Source organism: Paenirhodobacter sp. CAU 1674 (assembly GCF_029222945.1).
Taxonomy (GTDB): Bacteria; Pseudomonadota; Alphaproteobacteria; order Rhodobacterales; family Rhodobacteraceae; genus Rhodobacter.
On sequence record NZ_JARHUH010000004.1, the window covers coordinates 294,319 to 311,188 of the forward strand.

Annotated in this window: 10 protein-coding genes and 1 pseudogene; 4 read left to right on the top strand and 7 right to left on the bottom strand. The window is 66.6% G+C overall.

Going from position 1 to position 16,870, the window contains the following annotated elements; translation table 11 throughout:
* Nucleotides 1–360: 360 nt before the first annotated feature.
* Genes P2G62_RS08140 through P2G62_RS08150 form a run of 3 tightly spaced genes read right to left on the bottom strand, consistent with a single transcriptional unit; the run spans nt 361 to nt 5,760 of the window.
* Entirely contained in the window at nt 361–3,783 is a 3,423-nt protein-coding gene (locus tag P2G62_RS08140; protein WP_275734375.1) for an error-prone DNA polymerase, read from the bottom strand.
* The gene (locus P2G62_RS08145; RefSeq protein ID WP_275734376.1) at nt 3,780–5,258 is read right to left on the bottom strand and encodes a DNA polymerase Y family protein; all 1,479 of its coding nucleotides are present in this window, start codon (nt 5,256–5,258) and stop codon (nt 3,780–3,782) included. Before P2G62_RS08145 ends, P2G62_RS08140 begins: the two co-directional genes overlap by 4 nt.
* A complete protein-coding gene (locus tag P2G62_RS08150) occupies nt 5,173–5,760 on the bottom strand; it encodes a hypothetical protein (protein WP_275734377.1) in 588 nt (195 codons plus the stop codon). Before P2G62_RS08150 ends, P2G62_RS08145 begins: the two co-directional genes overlap by 86 nt.
* A gap of 457 nt (nt 5,761–6,217) precedes the next feature.
* On the opposite strand from P2G62_RS08150, the gene P2G62_RS08155 reads away from it, so the two are divergent.
* The 4 genes and pseudogenes from P2G62_RS08155 to leuB form a co-directional block, all read left to right on the top strand.
* The gene (locus tag P2G62_RS08155; protein ID WP_275734378.1) at nt 6,218–7,408 is read left to right on the top strand and encodes an ABC-three component system protein; all 1,191 of its coding nucleotides are present in this window, start codon (nt 6,218–6,220) and stop codon (nt 7,406–7,408) included.
* Entirely contained in the window at nt 7,405–7,914 is a 510-nt protein-coding gene (locus P2G62_RS08160) for an ABC-three component system middle component 5 (protein WP_275734379.1), read from the top strand. Before P2G62_RS08155 ends, P2G62_RS08160 begins: the two co-directional genes overlap by 4 nt.
* Nucleotides 7,911–9,812 (top strand): AAA family ATPase, encoded by a 1,902-nt coding sequence (locus P2G62_RS08165; RefSeq protein ID WP_275734380.1) that lies wholly within the window; start codon nt 7,911–7,913, stop codon nt 9,810–9,812. Before P2G62_RS08160 ends, P2G62_RS08165 begins: the two co-directional genes overlap by 4 nt.
* A pseudogene (leuB, locus tag P2G62_RS08170) lies at nt 9,811–10,482 on the top strand (3-isopropylmalate dehydrogenase); the annotation flags it as partial. The gene P2G62_RS08165 and the pseudogene leuB, both read left to right, overlap by 2 nt.
* Here leuB and P2G62_RS08175 read toward each other — a convergent pair.
* The 4 genes from P2G62_RS08175 to P2G62_RS08190 are packed head-to-tail and all read right to left on the bottom strand — an operon-like array spanning nt 10,477 to nt 16,674.
* Nucleotides 10,477–11,514, bottom strand: a complete 1,038-nt coding sequence (locus P2G62_RS08175) for a C45 family peptidase (RefSeq protein ID WP_275734381.1) — start codon at nt 11,512–11,514, stop codon at nt 10,477–10,479. The pseudogene leuB and the gene P2G62_RS08175 overlap by 6 nt on opposite strands.
* Before the next feature lie 2 nt (nt 11,515–11,516).
* The gene (locus P2G62_RS08180; protein WP_275734382.1) at nt 11,517–14,555 is read right to left on the bottom strand and encodes an efflux RND transporter permease subunit; all 3,039 of its coding nucleotides are present in this window, start codon (nt 14,553–14,555) and stop codon (nt 11,517–11,519) included.
* A complete protein-coding gene (locus P2G62_RS08185; protein ID WP_075777203.1) occupies nt 14,552–15,622 on the bottom strand; it encodes an efflux RND transporter periplasmic adaptor subunit in 1,071 nt (356 codons plus the stop codon). Before P2G62_RS08185 ends, P2G62_RS08180 begins: the two co-directional genes overlap by 4 nt.
* Nucleotides 15,622–16,674, bottom strand: coding sequence for an efflux RND transporter periplasmic adaptor subunit (locus tag P2G62_RS08190; protein ID WP_157771629.1), 1,053 nt, complete (start codon nt 16,672–16,674; stop codon nt 15,622–15,624). Before P2G62_RS08190 ends, P2G62_RS08185 begins: the two co-directional genes overlap by 1 nt.
* Between the last annotated feature and the right edge of the window lie 196 nt (nt 16,675–16,870).

Genomic DNA, 16,870 nt, shown 5'->3' on the forward strand with positions numbered 1-16,870 from the left:
GTCAGCGCAGCTACCCCATGAAGGCGCTGCCGCTCCCATTTACAGGCTAGTTTCCCTGCTCCGGACAGGCAGGTTCCAGCTCCCTGCCCGGTGGAACCGGATATTCATGACCGTGGTGCGCGCGGTCGCGAGCGGCCCCAAGCTGCCGTTCAAACGCCTCTCTGGGAGGGTCCGCTTTGCGCTCCGATCCCAGCCATCCAGAGTAGGGCTGTGTTTCCTGTAAACCGACGGGCCGCTTACCCATGCCGCGTCACCCATCACGCGGAGATCGCTTGCCGGCTCCGGGCGCGACGGGCGATAGGCGGGCTCTCCCGCAGCTTGGGGGGAGGGAAGTGGCGTCGCCGCCCGTTCTTCCCGCATTCAATGGAAATCCCGGCTGGGGAACAGGCGTTTGGCCTGTTCGCGCGGGTGCATGGCGCGGGCGGGCTGGCGCGGGGGGCGCGGGGCGTCGTCGGCCTCGGGGCGGGTCAGGCCCACCGCGTCGCCCAGCGGGTGACCGAGATCCGAGAGGCGATGGGAGAGGTCTTCGATCCGGTCGGCGATCAGGTGGGTGACGATGCCCTCGCGCTCCAGCCGGCCGGTGACGCGCAGCAGGCGCCCCCCCATCACCGCGCGGCGGAAGCGTTCGTAGACGCGGGGCCAGACGACGATGTTCGACACACCGGTTTCGTCCTCGAGCGTCAGGAAGATCACCCCTGACGAGGTGCCGGGCCGCTGGCGGGTGATGACGAGGCCGCAGACGGCAAGGCGCCCGGGTGGGACCTCGGGCAGCCGGTCATGCGGGGTGAGGCCCGGCAGCGTGGGGCGCAGCAGTTCCATCGGGTGGGCGCGCAGGGTCAGACGCAGGGCGACGTAATCCTCGACCACCTCCTGCCCCAGATGCATCGGCGGCAGGGTGACGGCGGGCTCTGCCAGCCCCTCGCCGTCGAGCGGATTGGAAAACAGCGGCAAGGGCGCGGGCGCGCGGATCGCGCGCACCGCCCAGAGCGCATCGCGCCGGGTCAGGCCCTGGCCCGCGAAGGCGTCGGCCTCGGCCAGCCGTTCCAGCGTGGCCGGGGCGATGCCGGCGCGCAGCCACAGGCTTTCGGGATCCGGGTAGCCGTTGCCCCGCGCCGCCGCGATCCAGCCCGCGTCCTCCTCGCGGAACCCCTTGATCTGGCGAAAACCCAGCCGCAGCGCCAGCCTCCCGTCGGCGCGCCGTTCCAGCCTGTTGTCCCAGTCGCTGTGGTTGACGCAGACGGGGCGGACCTCGTGCCCGTGGTCGCGCAGGTCGCGCACGATCTGGGCGGGCGCGTAGAAGCCCATCGGCTGCGAATTCAGCAGCGCGCAGGCAAAGACCGCCGGATGGTGGCATTTCAGCCAGGACGAGACATAGGTGAGCATCGCGAAGGCTGCCGCGTGGCTTTCGGGAAAGCCGTAATCGGCGAAGCCCTCGATCTGTGAAAAGCACGCCTCGGCGACGTCACGGGCATAGCCGTTTTCCATCATCCCGCCGATGAAACGCTCGCGGTGCTGCTCGATCGTGCCCATGCGCCGGAAGGAGGCGAGCGAGCGGCGAAGCTGATCTGCCTCCTCCGCCGAATAGCCCGCGCCGACCACCGCGATCTGCATCGCTTGCTCCTGAAAGAGCGGCACGCCCAGCGTCTTCTTTGTGACCTCGGCCAGTGCCGGGCCGAAGGGTTCGGGCGCCTCCAGCCCCTGCCTGCGGCGGATATAGGGTTTGACCATGCCGCCTTGGATCGGGCCGGGGCGCACGATCGCCACCTCGATCACCAGATCGTAGAAGGTCGCGGGCTTCATCCGGGGCAGGAAGTTCATCTGCGCCCGGCTTTCGACCTGGAAGACGCCCACCGCATCGGCCTTTTGCAGCATCGCGTAGGTCGCGGGATCCTCCTGCGGAACGGTGTCGAGGCGGTGGCGCAGCCCCTCGTGATCGTCCAGCAGGTCGAAGGCTTTCCTCAGGCAGGTCAGCATCCCGAGGCTCAGCACATCGACCTTGAGAATATTCAGCGCGTCGATGTCGTCCTTGTCCCATTCGATCACGGTGCGGTTCTCCATCGCCGCGTTCTCGATCGGGCAGAGCTCGTCCAGACGCCCCTTGGTGATGACGAAGCCGCCGACATGCTGGCTCAGGTGCCGCGGGAAGCCGATGATCTCGCCGATCAGGCGCAGGGTCTGGGCAAGGCGGCGGTCATCGGGGTTCAACCCCAGCTCGCGGATGCGGGTGGGGTCGGGCGCGCGCCCCGAGACGCCCCAGATCTGCCCCGAGAGGCTGGCGGTCACGTCCTGGGAAAGGCCCATGACGCGGCCCACCTCGCGGATCGCGGCGCGGGTGCGGAAATGGATCACCGTGGCGCAAAGGCCGGCGCGGTGGCGGCCGTATTTTTCATAGATCCACTGGATCACCTCCTCGCGCCGCTCGTGTTCGAAATCGACGTCGATATCGGGCGGCTCGCCGCGGTGGCGCGAGATGAAGCGCTCGAACACCATGCCGATCATGTCAGGGGAGACGTCGGTGATCCCCAGCAGGTAGCAAAGCACCGAATTGGCGGCCGAGCCACGCCCCTGACACAGGATGCCGCGGCTGCGGGCCTCGGCCACGATGTCGTGGACGGTCAGGAAATAGGCGGCGTAGCCGAGCTCGCCCACCAGCGCCAGTTCCTTGGCCATCAGGGCCTGCACCCTTTGCGGCGTGCCGCCGGGATAGCGCCGCGCCGCACCCTCTTGCGCCAGCCGTTCCAGCCGGGCCTGCGGCGCCTCGCCCGCGGCGATCTCGTCGGGGTAGTCGTAGCTGAGTTCCGACAGGTCGAAGCTGCAACGCGCCGCGATCTCCTGCGTGCGGCGCAGGGCCCCGGGGTGGTCGCGGTAGAGCCGCGCCATGTCCGCCGCGCCCTTGAGGCGGCGCTCGCCATTGGGCTGGGCGCGGGTGCCGATCGCGTCAATGGTGATGCCCTCGCGCAGGCAGGTCAGCACATCGGCCAATTGCCGGCGATGGGCGCGGTGCATCAGCACGTCGCCCACCGCCACCATCGGCGCGCAGGTTTCCAGCGCCAGCCCGGCGCAAGCGGTGAACCAGGCCTGATCGGAGCCGTCGTAGCGCGGCGCGGCGCCAAGGAAGACTGTACCCGGATACCGGCGCTGAAGCCGCTGGATCGGGGCGCGGGCGGCCGCCGGATCCGGGGGCGGCAGTGCGATCAGGATCATGCCCCGGCAACCGGTTTCGAGGTCGGCGAGGTCGAGGTGACATTCCCCCTTGCCCGCCCGCCGCTTGCCCCGCGTCAGCAGCCGCGCCAGCCGGTGATAGGCGGCGCGGTCGGTGGGCAGCGCCACCCACTCCACCGGGCAATCGCGCAGCACCAGCCGCGCGCCGGTGAGCAGCCGGGGCAGATGCGGCGCGGCGGGCGGGGTCAGGTCGCGCGGCTGGCCCATCTGCTGGCGCGAGCAGGTATCGACGCGGTGGGTCGAGCGGACGCGCAGCGCGGCCTCGGCCTCCTGCCGCAGGGTCCTGAGCGCGGACCAGGCGCGCACGACGCCCGCCAGCGAGTTGCGATCGGTGATGGCGATGGCCGAAAGGCCCAGCTCGGCCGCGCGCAGCACCAGCTCCTCGGGATGCGAGGCGCCGGTGAGGAAGGTGAAGTTCGAGGTGACGCACAGTTCGGCATAGGCAGGCGGGTCGGCATAGGCAGGCGGGGGGCTGTCTGCCCCCCTGCACCCCCCGAGAGTATTTTCGCCAAGATGAAGAAGGAGGCCGGGCAAGATGGTGGTCCATGATGCGGAGTTCATGCGAATTCCCCCTGCACGAACCAGCCCGGATCCTGCGGCGTGTGGAACATCCAGAGCCGGCGTCCCCCGGCCGTTTCCACCTGCCAATAGTCGCGCAGGCCCCGGCGCCAGCTCTCGTCCTGAAGCCACCATTCGGGGGCGAGCCGTTCCGGCCCGGTCGCGCGCCCGGTGGTGAAGCCCATGCGCCGCCAGCGGAACCGGGCGGGCGGGTGCGGGCCGGTGGCCGCGATCGGCTCGGGCGGGAACAGGCGCAGCGGGCGCGGACGCGGGCTGTGCCAGGGGCCCTCGGGCCGGCTGAACGCCGCCGGGGCGATCAGGAAGGCGCGTTCGGGGATGTGGCTGTCGGCGGGCAGGAATCGCTGGACGTTTTCCAGCCCGATCCGGGTGCCGATCCTCGTGATCAGATCGTCCAGACGGTCGGCGGGACGCTCCGTCATCTGGGTGACCTGCCGCGCGGGCAGCGCCTCGACCCCTAGCGCCTGAAGCCGAAGCTGGTCGATGCCATAGCCCGCGTCGACCTCGGCCACGCCACGGGCGAAGAGCGGCCCGATGCGGGCCGGGTCGCGCATCGGGCGGGCGAGGCGCAGCTCGACCTCGCGGCTTTCCTGGTCGACGCGGCGCAGGGTCAGGCGGAAGGCTCGCGCCCCGGCCTCGTGTTGCGCAAGCTTCTCGCAGAGCGGCGGCAGCAGGCGGGAGAGGCCGGCCATCACGTCCTCGACCCTTCCGATCGGCTCGGGCAGGGTCAGGCGGGTGGCGTAATGCGGCGGCTCGGGTGCCGGCGCCACCGGCTCGGGCTGGTCGCCCAGGGCCTGGTCGAGCCGCCGCATCAGCCCGGGGCCGAAGCGGCGGGCAAGCGGGGCGCGGGGTGCCTCGGCCAGAGCGCCGATGGTGGCAAGGCCCAGGCGTTGCAGCGCGACCGCGGCCTCGGGGGCGAGCCGCAGTGCTGCCACCGGCAAAGGGCCAAGCGCGTCCAGAGGCGCGCCGGGCGCCGCCACCCCCTCGCCATGCCGCGCCAGCGCCCAGGCGGCGCCACGCGTATCGGCCAGCCCCAGCCGGAGCCCAATCCCGGCGCGGCCCATGCGCTGGCGCATGTCGACCAGCATCCCAGCCTCGCCGCCCATCAGATGCGCAGCCCCCGTGATGTCGAGCACCAGCCCGTCCACCCCCTCGACCCCGACCCAGGGGCAATAGCGGGTGGCCCAGCGGCGCAGCACGGCCAACAGGCGGGCATCGGCGCGCGGATCGGCGGGGCGGCTGACCAGATCGGGGCAGAAGGCGCGGGCGTCGGAGAACGGCATCCCCCGGCTCAGCCCCAGCCGCTCGGCCGCGGGGTTGAGGCAGTAGAGGCGTTCGGCGTTGTTATCCTTCAGTGTCAGTGCAAAGGGGCCGTCAACCGGGCGTGCCCGCAGAACCCGGTCGCTCGCCAGCCGGGGAAACCACATCGAGACGACGCGCCGCTGCCTCCCATCGAACATTCCAGGCCCCCAGTGTTCCTGATTTGTTCTTGATAAGATCCCAGCGCATCAGAGTCGAGTCCGCCCCCGCCGGATCGAAGACCGACGCCGCCCGCCAGCGCGTCTCGGCCGCGTTCGAGCCCATCCCCTCGGGGACCAGGCACAGGCCCGTGGCGCCGCCCTCCTTGGCCGCCAGTTGCAGGCGGCGGCCCTCGCGCAGGTTCAGCGGACGGGTGATCTCGATCACGACGAGCGGCAGCACGCCGTCGCGCAGCGCCTCCTCGGCGATGGCGAGGCTGTCGGTCTGGCTTGCGGTCCGGGCGACCAGCAGGCGGGAAGGATCGAGGAAGGGCAGAAGGCCAAGCGGGTTCAACGCCTCGGTCAGCCAGCTTTCGCGGATCCAGAGCGGGCCGGTCCCCTCCTGCGCGGCGGCGATCGCGGCGAAGGCCATGGCGCCGGGGCCGCAGACCTCGTGGACGCGGGCGCGGCGCAGGGGGAAGCTGGGAAGCGGAGCTGGCGACATGCCCCCTGTCTACCGCGGCTTCGAGGGAATTCAAAACAGTCGCGATGGGGGGCTACCTTGGCGTAGATATTGAGGATGCGCTGACGCTCGCAGAGGGCACAGAGATCTGACGATGCGCGCACCGAGAAGATTATGAGCTGGCCCCGTGCGAACGCCTCGACGGCCAAAGGGAAGCTTTCGCCCCCATTGCGGTCGTTCAGCCCGTCCGGAGCGGCACGTGTAAGCTGCCGTTCGATGCTGCCAGCAGAGGCGGCCAGGAAGGGCGGGGAGCGGTCGTTCGCTGCAGAAGCGAGATCACCAGACTTCTGGGTGGGAAGCGGACACTCGTTGTCGAGTGAGCTGTTGGCAGTCAGGATCAGCGTTTTGTACCGATCGGCCAACTTAGGTTGATGCTTCAGGCAAGTTTCTTTAGCGTCAAGAATGATTGGATTTTTTGGTTCGGTTTCACGGGTATGGAATGAGCGACGGCCTCCAGTTCGAAAGCGTTTGCGGTCACAAGGACGCTGCGGTGCTCGACATTGTGTTCATCCACGGCATAACGGGGGACCCTAAGGAAACCTGGACGAATTCCGACGGTACCTTTTGGCCGTGCTGGCTCGTGGACGATCTTTCCGGTGTCTGCATTCACACGGCAGGGTATCCCTCCAGTGTGTTCGCGAAATGGGCCAAGAAGGAAATGACCCTTCACGAGCGCGCTTCCAGTCTCGCCGAGTACATGGTCTCACACGGCATCGGGAAGCGGCCGCTCATCATCATCTGCCATAGTCTTGGCGGCTTGCTTACCAAAGAGATGTTTAGGGCTTGCTGCGAAGCGCAGGACGAAGACTGGAACGCGCTCGGCGACCAGCTCAAACTCGTCGTGTTCTTAGCCACGCCCCATAAGGGCGCTGCACTCGCCGCCATCGTGAAAGCGCTGATACCAGGAGTCAGCTCGCCCTCTATTGAGGCGCTAAGCAACGACACCGGCTTTCTCACGAACCTGAATAACAGCTATCGCGACCTGGCCGTTAAAAAGGGCCTCACGACACTCGCCTATTACGAGAAATATAAAACGAAAGGTGCGGCTCTCGTGGTGTCTGAAGAGTCGGCCGATCCCGGTTGCACGAAGACGCGGCCTATTCCAGTGGATGCCGACCACATCGCAATCTGCAAACCTGCTTCTAAAGACGCGATGACCTATCTTTCGGTGCGCCGTCACATCGACAAGGTGTTGGCGGATTGCCCGGCCGTAAGCGATGACGACCAAGATGGTGGCCTGGGTCCTGATGATTATTCGGTGCCTTCAGAGGATGATCGGCGAACCCTGCAAGAGAAGCTGATCGATGCAGGCCGCGAATACGACTACGCCAATGCGAACAATCTCCAGAACAGGTTTGCGCGAAGGTACCATAAGCTCGGTCTGTTTACCGGGGCCAAAACGCGTCACGACACAATCCTTTCGGCCGTCGAGCAGCGCTTTCTGACCCATGTCTACGGTCCGAAAATCTGTGCAGGCGCATCGGAATCTGAAATCGCTGCCGCTCTGCAGGAGCACGTGATCGATCCGCTTTGCGCGTCGAGCGAACACGGAAAGCTCACAAACAGTACGATCCTTCAGGCCCTCTACTACCTGACCGAGCAATGCCATATCCAGTGGGACAAGCCATGACCGGACGGCTTTGGTTTCCGCAGCTCGATGTTTATGACGCCGTGCGCAGGCTCGGCGGCCTTCTCGGTTTGTGGCAGGGCAAAAACTTGCCGTCGCCCGAGCGCCTCTTCATCATGGATTTCTTTCTCGCGAACGCACCGCTCCTCCACAAAACGCATATGCCGCAGGAGGTACGAAAGGCATTTGGCGTGCTTGGCGTACCGCGCCCCGAGAAATCCTTCGTCAGCTATCCGTCACCGCAAATCCTCTTCCAGAAAATGGACGAAGTGCAGCGCCAAGCCTTCCGGACCCTATCTGGCAAGGGTCTCATCGAACTACCGCAGCTTGAAAGCGGTAATGTGGCGCCGTCCGAGGAGGGGCGCACACTGTTTCAGGAAGAGTTCTTGCCGCTCTTTTCCGGCAGCGAACGGCAGATCGGCGCGTTTCTTGTCGGGCGCTATGCACCCGAAACCAGATCTATATCAGAAATCCGCCAGAGTACCGGACTACGGAGGCTTGTCAGATGAGCTATTCGCAGTTCCACCTCAAGCGTTTGAGGGTCATGCAAGGCGGCGATCCGGTCTATGATCAGGGCTTCCATACGGGCGTGAACATCATTCGTGGCGAGAACGGCTCCGGAAAATCGACGATTGCGGACTTCATTTTCTACGTCCTTGGCGGCGAGTTCGATAACTGGAAATCCGTCGCCGCCAATTGCGATGAAGTGCAAGCCGAGATCGGTACGGCGAGCGGTGTCCTCACCGTCAGGCGCCCCATCGGCAAGGCCCAGACACCGGCGATGGTCTTCTTCGGGACCTTTGAAGAAGCGGCGGCACAGGGCCTCGATGGCTGGCTGAGCTATTCGATTCGGCGGACAGCAGGCGGTAACGAGAGCTTCTCCCAGATTATGTTCAGGGCGTCCGGCATCCCCGAAGCGCAAAGCCAGGGTGCTGCCAACATCACGATGAACCAGCTCCTTCGACTCGTTTATGCAGACCAGCGGACGCCGGCTTCGTTTCTCTTCCGGTACGAGTCCTTTGACACGGGCGAGATTAGAGAGGCGGTCGGTGATCTTGTCTGCGGCATCCGCAGCTATGAGTCCTACGAGATCGAGCTCGAACTCCGGAAACTGAACAAGCAGTTCGATGATCTCGACGCGCAATACAAGGCGCTCCTCAAGTCGCTACCCGAAGAGGAGGCATTGGCACGGGTCGAGAGCATCGATGGCCGGCTCAAAAAGCTTGAAGCCGAATATGGCCGCCTTTCCGAAGAAATCGCCAATGTTGACGAGATGATCGATGACGAGGAGGTCAAAGACTTCCTCGCCGAGAGTAAAAAGGCCGCAGCCGGTATCCGAAAATTTCGCGATCGTATCGCCGAGCTCGAGCAGCAAATCCATACCAATGATCTCGAAGTGACCGATTTGACGAACTTCATCGCCCATCTCGAAGAGCTTTCGGAGAAGCTGCCTAAAGCGCAAAGATCATCCGAGATCATCGGCAGTATCGAATTTACGCATTGCCCTGCCTGCCTTGCGCCGCTCAACGGCACGAGCGATCCTGACCATTGCGTGCTTTGTGGCAGCGATACCGATCCGGAGCAGGAGCGATCGCGCTATCTCCAGATCAAGCTCGACCTGGATATCCAGATCAGGGAGTCGCGCCAGCTTCTTGACGACAAGGAGGCCGGAACGGCGCATGCCAAAAAGGAACTGCGGCGGCTCCGCTCCGACTATCAGGAGCAGCTCTCAGAATTCACGGTGCGCTACGAGATCAGTAGCGGCCCGCGCGAGAGCTTCGTGGCCGAGCGCTATCAACGTCTGGGGCAGATCGACAGGGAACTGACCCAGCTTTCGCGCCTTCGTGAGAGAGCGGGCGAACTTGAAGATGTGAGCGCTCGCAAGGCGGCCGTACAGGCAGAGATCGACAAGAAAAAAGACCGCCAGAAGGCGCTGGAAACCGCCAGTGCGCGGAGGCGGTGGATCGCGCTGACCAACGTCTCCGAGAAAGCGAAGACCTTCTTGCGGCAAGACCTCGACCGTCAGGACGAGTTTCGGCACGCGGACTCGGTGGAGGTGAATTTCCGGGATAACTCCATCCTTGTGGACGGCGATCTGAACTTCGCGGAAAGCAGCAATGTGATCGTGAAAAACTCCGTCATCCTGGCGCTCTTTGCCGCAGCCACCGAAGACGAGGAATTCCTGCATCCGCGCTTCCTCCTCATGGACAATATTGAGGACAAGGGCATGGAAGACAAGAGAAGCCATAACTTTCAAGACATTATCGTGAAAGCGTCGGAAGCAGCGAAATTCGACCACCAGATTATCTTCACGACCTCAACGATCAATCCGGAACTCGACGACGACAAATTGACTATCGGCCCGCAATATACACACCAAAGACGCACGCTGGGGGATGTCAACTAAAGGCATCTTCCCCGACAACGAGGGCGGCCGCTTTGGCGTCAACACCCAGCGCTACACCACCGAGGAAATCCGCCGCGTCGCCCGCTCGGCCTTCGAACTGGCGAAGCGGCGGAACAACAAGGTCTGCTCGATGGAGAAGGCCAACGTGATGGAATCGGGCATCCTCTGGCGCGAAGAGGTCCAGTGGGTGCATGACAACGAATACCCGGATGTCGAGCTGAGCCACATGTATGCCGACAACGGCGCGATGCAGCTCGTGCGCTGGCCCAAGCAGTTCGACGTCATCGTCACCGACAACCTGTTTGGCGATATCCTGTCGGACTGCGCGGCGATGCTGACCGGTTCGCTGGGCATGCTGCCCTCGGCCAGCCTTGGCGCGCCGATGGCGAATGGCCGGCCCAAGGCGCTGTATGAGCCGGTGCACGGCTCTGCCCCCGATATCGCCGGGCAGGGCAAGGCCAACCCGATCGCCTGTATCCTGTCGTTCGCGATGGCGCTGCGCTATTCCTTCGATCAGGGCGCCGAGGCGGCCCGGCTGGAAGGTGCGGTGCAGCAGGTGCTGGCCGATGGCGTGCGCACGGCTGACCTGATGGGGCCCGAGGGCGGCACGCCGGTCTCGACCTCGGGGATGGGCGACGCGATCCTTGCCGCGCTCGACGCCTCGCTATAGCGGGTCGGCAGCGGCCAGCGTGACCGTTCGCGCCCGGCGATCCGCCGTCATCCGGTAGGCGGGCGCGGGCTGGCCGGGCAGGTGGACGGTGCCCGTCACCGCCTCGCCCACCTCGAATCGCGCCGTGGCGATGGTGTTCTCGGTGTCCGGGTCATCCTCGGCCAGCCGCAGGATGGGCAGGCCGGGCCCCGCGCGGTCGCGCAGGATCTCCAGCGGATCGGCGCCGAGCAGCGCGTCGGCTCGGGCCTGACGGCAGCCCGAGCTTTCGGTGATCGTCTGCTCCAGCCCCCGCATCGCCTCATGTATCATGTGGTTGGCATGCGCCTCGGGCACGGAAATATCGCGCGCCGACACGTCTTTTCCGCAGAATTCGAGACTGATCAGCCTGTCCTCGCCCGCCTGCGCCAGCGCAAAGTGAAACCCGCCTGCCCGCGGCAGCCGCCGCATCATCGCCACCGCCTGGCCGATACGCTCGACCCCCAGCAGCGCGCGGCCCAGAACCATGCGCGGCAGGCCGTCGCCCGCGCCCGCGGGCCGGATGTTGTTGACGGTGATCGTCAGCCCCGCCGCGTTCACGGCGAATGCATGACCGGGGATCGAGCCGGGATAGACGAACGAGACAAAGTCGGGCCCGTTTCCCGGCCGCGCCTCGACCAGCCCGCAATGGGGCGCCAGCACCGGCAGCCCGTCCTCGTTATGCGCCAGCACATGGGGCGGGCCGGGCATCATCACCGTGGTGCAGCCATCGGGCGCGGCGGCCCAGATGTCGCCCCGGCAGTTCCACGCGAACACCTCGGCCAGCGGCAGGCCCAGCCCTTCGGCAAGGCCGCTGATCTCGTCCCAGATCGCCGGGAAGGTCGCGCGCACCTGCTGCGCCATGCCCTGAACAAACGCGCTTTCGGCCTGAACAGTGACGGTTTTCCACGCGGACGTCGCCACCAGCGCTGGCACCGCAGGCCGCCCGAACCGCCCCAGTGCCAGCCCGAAGGCACGCGCCGATCCGCCCGCGCGCAGCAGCGTCAGGCCCGCCATGCCTATGCCTCCCGTTTCACGCGGAACACCGCCAGATACAGCGCCGGCACAAAGACCAGCGTGATCACCGTGCCGGCGATGATGCCGCCCATCATCGCATAGGCCATCGGCCCCCAGAAGATCTGGCGCGAGATCGGGATCAGCGCAAGGCTCGCCGCCGCCGCCGTCAGCAGGATCGGCCGCGCCCGGCTGTCGGAGGCGTTGAACACCGCCTCCCACGCCGGTTGGCCGGCCTCGCGCAGCGCCTCGATCTCGCTCACCAGGATGATCGAGTTGCGGATGAGGATGCCGACCAGCGCCAGCACCCCCAGGATCGCCACGAATCCCAGCGGCGCGCCCGAGGGCAGCAGCGCGGCGACGACGCCGATCAGACCCAGCGGCGCCACCAGCAACACCACGAGGCTGCGGCGAAAGCCCTGCATCTGCATCATCACCAGCGTCACCATGATCAGCAGCATCAGCGGCACCACCGCCGCGATCGGCGCCTGCGACTTGGCGCTCGACTCGACGGTGCCGCCGACCTCGACCTTGTAGCCAAACGGCAGCCTGGCGTTGAAATCCGCGATCTTTTCCGCAAGCGCAGAGACGATTGTCGCCGGCTGATCCTTCGACGCGATCGCCGCCTTCACGGTGATCGTCGGCATCCGGTTGCGCTGGTGGATGACCGGCTGCTCGGTGTCGTAGTGAAAGACCGCGACGCTGGAAAGCGGGATCGCCGCGCCGCCGCTGCCGCCGAGTTGCAGGTTATAAAGCCCCTCGACCGAGCTGCGCGCCGCCGCGTTGCCGCGGGCGACGATGTTGACCAGATAGGTGCCGTCGCGCAGCTGGGTGACGCTTTGTCCGTCATAGATGGCGTTCAGCGCCCCCGAGATGTCCTTCGACGTCAGGCCAAGCTGGCGCGCCTTGTCCTGCAGGATGTCGACACGGACGACGCGCGCGGGCTCGTTCCAGTCCATGACGATGTTGACCAGCCGGCTGTCGGTGGCGACAAGCGCCGCCAGGTCCCGCGCGTGATCGCGCAATCGGGCAATGTCAGGGCCGCTAATGCGGTATTGCACCGGGCGCCCGACGGGCGGACCGATCTCGAGCAGCTTGATGAACATGTCGACGCCGGGAAATTCGTCCTCGGCGATCTTTGTCAGCCGCGCGCGCAGCGCGTTGCGCGCCTCGACCCCCGGCGTCTGGATCACGATCTGGCCCATATTCGGCCCCGGCGTCGGCACGTCGTAGGACAGGATGAACCGCGGCGCGCCCCGGCCGACATAGGACGACCAGAAGAGCACGTTCTTGTCACCCTTCAGGTAGCCCTCGAACCGGTCCATCTGCGCCTGCGTGTCGGCGATCGAGGCGTTCTGCGGCAAGGTCACATCGACGATCAGCTCTGGCCGGTCGGAGGAGGGGAAGAACTGCTGCTCGACGAACTTCATGCCGTAGACCGAGAGGCCGAACACCGCGAGGGTCAGCACGATGGTGGCCCAGCGAAAGCGCATCGCCAGCCGCAGGATACCGTGAAAGCCGCGACGCAGGCGGCCCGGTTCGTGGCTGTGGTCGGGCATCGACCGGGGCAGCATCGTCACCCCGATGAGCGGCGCAAACAGCACCGCGACGATCCACGACACCAGCAGCGACACGGCGATGACGACGAAGAGCGAGAAGGTGAATTCCCCCGCCGCCGAGTTGTTGAGCCCGATGGGAATGAACCCTGCAACCGTCACTAACGTGCCCGAAAGCATCGGAAAGGCGATGGAGGTCCAGGCGTAGGAGGCGGCCTTTGTCCGGCTGTCGCCCTTCTCGAGCCGGGTGATCATCGTCTCGATGGCGATCATCGCGTCGTCGACGAGAAGGCCCAGCGCGATGATCAGCGCGCCCAGCGAGATGCGCTGCAGGGTGAAGCCGGTGTAATCCATCACCACGAAGGTGATCGCCAGCACCAGCGGGATGGTCAGCGTCACCACCAGACCGGCGCGAAGGCCGAGGCTGACGAAGCTGACCGCCAGCACGATCACCACCGCCTCCATCAACGCGCGCAGGAAATGGCCCACGGCGTCTTCCACCACATGCGGCTGGTCGGCGACCTGATGGATGTGGATCCCGATGGGCATCTCGGCCTGCGCCTGCGCCATGACCGCGGTCAGCTCCTTGCCGAAGTCGATGATGTTGGCGCCCTTGCGCATCCCCACGGCCAGGCCGATGGCCGGCTGGCCGTCGTAGCGAAACAGCTCGGACGGCGGGTCTTCGTAGCCGCGCTTGATATCGGCCACGTCGCTGAGGCGAAAAAACCGGTCGCCGACGCGCAGGTTGACGTCGCGCAGGCTCTGCGCCCCGGCGAACTGGCCGCCGACACGCACCAGCACCCGCTCTGGCCCCGCGTCGATCACGCCCGAGGGCAGGATCGCGTTCTGCGCCGCGAGAGAGGCCTGAACCTGCTGCTCGTTGAGGCCCAGCGCCGCCAGCCGTTCGGTCGAGAATTCAAGATAGACCACCTCGTCCCGAGTGCCGAAGATCGTCACCTTGCCGGCATCCGGCAGCGCCTGCACCGCGCGCTGGACCTGACGGACATGATCGCGCAGCTCGCGCGGGGTGAAGCCGTCGGAGGTGAAGGCAAAGATATTGCCAAAGACATCGCCGAAATCGTCGTTGAACTGAAAGCCCGCGAATTCGGCCGGAAAGTCCGGCCGGATATCGGCCATCATGTTGCGCACCTTTTCCCAGATGCGGGGCAGATCGCGGGCCTTGGTGGTCGGCAGCAGCTCGACATAGACAATCGACTGGCCCGGCCGCGTCACCGAGCGGGTGAAGTCGAGCGCGTCGAGATCCTTGAGCTTCTTCTCGATGCGGTCGGTCACCTGTGTCAGCGTCTCGTCGACCGAGGCACCGGGCAGCGAGGCCGAGATGATCATCGTCTTGATGGCAAAGTTCGGGTCTTCCTCGCGCCCGATCGAGACATAGGCCAGCGCGCCGGCGACGAGGCTGACGATCATCAGGAACCACACGAAGGAGCGGTGGTTGAGCGCCCAGTCGGACAGGTTGAAGCCTTTCATTCGCTCACCTCCCGGCCCACCTTCTGGCCGTCCTTGATCGAATTCACGCCCTTCGTCACCACCTCGTCCCCCGGTTTCAGCCCGGCGAGGATCAGCACCCGGTCACCCACTGTCGCGCCGGTTTTCACAATGGTGCGGTGGACGATCCCCTCGGGCCGCGAAACCACCCAGACCGCCGAGTCAGAGCCTGTTTTCGCACCGATCAACGCGGTCAGCGGCAGGGTGGTGCGGGCGTGCGTCTCGGCCACCGGCTCGACCAGCGCCAGCGCGCCGAGGCGGAAGGCGGCGGGGGTGTCGGACGCCAGCGTCAGGTGCAGGCGGCGGGTGCGGGTGGCGGCGTCGGCCATCGGGTCGATGACGCGCAAGGTGGCGGTCGCGCCGATCAGCGGCGCGGCCTCCAGCCGGACGTGAAACACCGCGCCGGGGGCAAGGCCCGCGATGTCCTGTTCGCTGAGGTCGATGACCACCTCGCGCTCGCCGGTGCCGGCAAGGCGCAGCACCGGCTGGCCGGCGGCCAGCGTCGCGCCCGGCTCGGCGAAGGTTTGTGTGATCACACCGTCCTGCGGCGCGCGCAGGGTTGCAAGGTTGCGCGCGTCCTCGGCGCGGGCAAGCGTGGCGCGCGCCTGTTCAAGCTGCGCCTCAGCGGCGGCGGCGCTGGCATGGGCCGATTGCGCCGCCGCCGTGCTGTCGACGCCGCGCGCCACCAGTTCGTCCACCCGCGCGGCGGCATCGCGGGCCGAATTGGCCTGCGCCTCGGCCACGGTCACCCCGGCCTCGGCGGCGCGCAGATCGGCGTCCAGCTCTTCGGGGTCCTGCCGCGCAAGGACGTCGCCCTTCTGCACCACATCGCCCACCCGCACCGGCCGCGCGGCGACGGTGCCGATGCGCGGAAAGCCCAGATCGGTCTCGACCCGCGCGGTCACCGTGCCCACATATTGCGGCCTGAGGCCCGATTGCGGCGTCACCACCTCTGACACCACGGGGCGCGGCGGGGGCGGCGCGGCGGCCTCTTCCTTGCAGGCGGCCAGCGCCAGCGGCAGCACGAGGACAAGGGCGATCGGGCGCATCACTTCACCTCCATCGGCTGCACGATCCGGCCGGGATAGAGAAGGTTTGAGCCCAGCGTGACCACCTGCTCGCCCTCCGTCACCCCGCCCGCCAGCACGATCTTGCCGGTCTCGTAGCGCAGTACCTCGATCTGGCGCAGATGGGCCGCGTGGCTGGCCGGGTCGACGACCCAGACGGCGGGGCCTGTGGCGGTCGCGCTCATCGCCGACCAGGGCAGCGCGATCTGGTCCTCGCCGGCCATGGTGACGCTGCCGGTCACCGCCTCGCCATAGCCAAGGCCGGCGGGCGGATCGACGATCCGCACCGTCACCTTCACGGTGCCCTTGCGCGGATCGACGAGGGGTGAGACCTCTCTCACCACGCCATGAAACGGCACGGCGGTGGAATTGAGCCGCCGCAGGCTGACATCGGGCGCCTTGCCTGGATGGGTCAGCATGACCTCGGGCACCTCGAAGATCGCGTCGAAGGACTGGCCCAGCGCCAGTTCCAGCACCGTCTGGGCGGCGCCTACAACCTGCCCCGGCTCGGCCTTGCGGGCGGTTACGGTGGCATCGGCGGGGGCCAGCAGAACAGTGTCTGACAAGGCCTTTTTCGCCCGGTCCAGATCGGCCTGCGCCTGCGCCACCAGCGCCTCGGCGGCGCGCAACTGATCGGCCGCGGCATCGCGCGCGCTGCGCGTCGTCGCACCGCGTTCCAGGAGCGCGTCCTGACGCTCGCTGTCGTCGCGGGTCTTGGCATAGCTTGCCTCGGCGGTGGCCAGCGCGGCCTTGGCGGCGCGCACCGCCTGCGCCTGCTGCACCGAATCGACCTCGGCCAGCGTCGCCCCCTTGGCGACGCGATCGCCGGCGCTGACCCGCATCTCGGTGATGCGCCCGCCGGTCGGGAAGGCCGCGCTCAACGTCTCGTGGGCGACGACCTCGCCAGTCAGTGTGAAGGTGCGCGGCTCGGCCTGGGCATGGGCGATGACGGTGTCGACGGTCAGGGGCGGTTCGGCCCGCGCCGGGAGGGCAAGGAGCATTGCGACGGCAAGCGGGCGCAGGTCGGGTTTCATCCTCATTCCTCGCGGGCTGAGAGCGGGTCTGGTTTCGGGCCGTCGGATGCCTGCGGGTGCCGCGGCACTCCTCAACCTGCATTCCCCAGGTGGCGTGTCGTTTGAGGTGAAGATCGCCTGTATCCGATCGCTAGACAAGGATTTTCTGCCGCAAGCGGCACCTGCGGTCGCGCAGACTGCTGGATCTGGACGGATC

What these genes read in the sequence shown, in the direction of transcription:
- P2G62_RS08140 (WP_275734375.1), bottom strand. Translation starts at nt 3,783, where the DNA reads ATGAACTCCGCATCATGGACCACCATCTTGCCCGGCCTCCTTCTTCAT.
- P2G62_RS08185 (WP_075777203.1), bottom strand. Translation starts at nt 15,622, where the DNA reads ATGCGCCCGATCGCCCTTGTCCTCGTGCTGCCGCTGGCGCTGGCCGCC.
- P2G62_RS08165 (WP_275734380.1), top strand. Translation starts at nt 7,911, where the DNA reads ATGAGCTATTCGCAGTTCCACCTCAAGCGTTTGAGGGTCATGCAAGGC.
- P2G62_RS08150 (WP_275734377.1), bottom strand. Translation starts at nt 5,760, where the DNA reads ATGTCGCCAGCTCCGCTTCCCAGCTTCCCCCTGCGCCGCGCCCGCGTC.
- P2G62_RS08190 (WP_157771629.1), bottom strand. Translation starts at nt 16,674, where the DNA reads ATGAAACCCGACCTGCGCCCGCTTGCCGTCGCAATGCTCCTTGCCCTC.
- P2G62_RS08160 (WP_275734379.1), top strand. Translation starts at nt 7,405, where the DNA reads ATGACCGGACGGCTTTGGTTTCCGCAGCTCGATGTTTATGACGCCGTG.
- P2G62_RS08175 (WP_275734381.1), bottom strand. Translation starts at nt 11,514, where the DNA reads ATGGCGGGCCTGACGCTGCTGCGCGCGGGCGGATCGGCGCGTGCCTTC.
- P2G62_RS08155 (WP_275734378.1), top strand. Translation starts at nt 6,218, where the DNA reads ATGAGCGACGGCCTCCAGTTCGAAAGCGTTTGCGGTCACAAGGACGCT.
- P2G62_RS08180 (WP_275734382.1), bottom strand. Translation starts at nt 14,555, where the DNA reads ATGAAAGGCTTCAACCTGTCCGACTGGGCGCTCAACCACCGCTCCTTC.
- P2G62_RS08145 (WP_275734376.1), bottom strand. Translation starts at nt 5,258, where the DNA reads ATGTTCGATGGGAGGCAGCGGCGCGTCGTCTCGATGTGGTTTCCCCGG.